The sequence below is a fragment of the Haloferax sp. Atlit-12N genome, assembly GCF_003383095.1.
Lineage (GTDB): Archaea > Halobacteriota > Halobacteria > Halobacteriales > Haloferacaceae > Haloferax.
This window is the reverse complement of the sequence record NZ_PSYW01000068.1, coordinates 1-531: the sequence shown is the minus strand read 5'-3', so window position 1 is coordinate 531 and position 531 is coordinate 1. Positions and strand designations below refer to the sequence as shown.

The 531-nt window shown below is 53.1% G+C and carries 1 pseudogene; it reads left to right on the top strand.

From position 1 onward, the window contains the following. A pseudogene (locus C5B90_RS21135) lies at positions 1–322 on the top strand (hypothetical protein); the annotation flags it as partial. Positions 323–531 lie beyond the last annotated feature (209 nt).

The following is a 531-nucleotide window of genomic DNA, read 5'->3' as shown; positions in this document are numbered from 1 at the left end:
GTATGGGAACTACCTCAACGATTCGCAGTCTGTCGCATGGATGAAGGCCCAAGTTGCTGTCGCTGAAGCGTATGAAAACGGTTCTTCAAAGGCACAAGCGAGAGTAGCCGCGAAAGAAGCGATAGCCGATTACTACGCTACAAGACAGATAAACTTCATCGAGCAATGGAATGTTTCACAGGGACAGATTTGGACGCTCTACCAACAGGCGGAGCAAGAGGATGGAATCTCGACTGTTCGCTTGGCTACATCACGTTCAACGACCTTAGCGACGCCAACCCAGACCGGTCGTTCCCTGCATCTGTCGAGAGTCAGACCCTGACGCTTGTGAATGGGTCTACCCGTCAGGCCCACTTGTGGCGTGTCGAGAATGGGAACGGTCCTGACGCAAGTGGGACTATCGGCATAACCAACATCGACTACTCAGGCAACCTCGCAGGGGCCTACATCAAGGGTCCAGATGCCAGCTACGACCAGCTTCAGGCCTCCGATTTCTATTATTACTACAATACGTGGCCTCGGTTCCAGACC